This window comes from Ruegeria sp. AD11(2025) (assembly GCF_056542405.1).
Window position 1 is genome coordinate 1 of record NZ_JBQFZU010000177.1, and the last position, 504, is coordinate 504.

The following is a 504-nucleotide window of genomic DNA, read 5'->3' on the forward strand; positions in this document are numbered from 1 at the left end:
TCGCGTCAGAAAGGCCTCCAAAAGAACAAGGGCTCCACCTTCCTCAGGTGTGACGGATGGGCAACGGATAAGGTCCGCGGTCAACTGGACTGGGTCAGTCATAGAGTGCCTTTCAAACAGGTACCTCTTGGGGTTCGTGCACAGATTCAACGAATTGGCCGGATTTCCAACCCCATCGTGCAAAAAACTGTTTGCCAACAACGCCGAATATCGGTTTGAGACGCGAAGAAAACGTGGGGCTTGACCCCGCGACCATCTTGCCGCGCCCGTGAAAATTGCGTTACAGGGCGGCGAAACAGGTTACCGACTATGAAGCGCTCACTCTTCGCACTGATCTGCCTGACTTTCACGGTTCTTGCACAGCAAAGCCAGGCGCAGTCCTTATCGGTCACCACCGTGACCCGCCCTCCGTTTTCCTATGTCGAAGACGGGGCACAGGTCGGGTTTTCCATGGATCTGCTCGAGGCCTTGGCCGAGTCGCTGAACTGGGATTACACAGTCAAC

At 55.4% G+C, this 504-nt stretch carries 1 pseudogene; it reads left to right on the forward strand.

Annotated features, from left to right (window positions below):
• Positions 1–309: 309 nt before the first annotated feature.
• Positions 310–504 (forward strand): annotated as a pseudogene (locus ACR1XY_RS24975) (transporter substrate-binding domain-containing protein); the annotation flags it as partial.